This window comes from Rhodosalinus sp. FB01, assembly GCF_041365715.1.
Classification (GTDB): domain Bacteria; phylum Pseudomonadota; class Alphaproteobacteria; order Rhodobacterales; family Rhodobacteraceae; genus Rhodosalinus.
This window is the reverse complement of record NZ_JBGFSH010000052.1, coordinates 328-550: the sequence shown is the minus strand read 5'-3', so window position 1 is coordinate 550 and position 223 is coordinate 328. Positions and strand designations below refer to the sequence as shown.

The following is a 223-nucleotide window of genomic DNA, read 5'->3' as shown; positions in this document are numbered from 1 at the left end:
ATGATCTGCGAGCCGGAGCCAGCGAAGGGCTCGTAAGCGAGCCCGCCCCGTGCCACATGCTGGCGCATCGGGATGCCGAAGGCGTCGAGCGGCTTCGGCGTCGGGTGATCCGGGCGCTCGTCCTTGGCGAAGGACGGCATTTCCCAGGTCGAGGGCAGCGTCTGTTCCGCCACTTTCGGCGGGCGATTCGGGCGGCGCCAGCCCATGAAGCAGGGCTCGTGCT

Annotated in this window: 1 pseudogene; it reads right to left on the bottom strand. The window is 69.1% G+C overall.

The features are described from left to right. Positions 1 to 223: pseudogene (locus AB6A65_RS16515) on the bottom strand (DNA methylase); the annotation flags it as partial.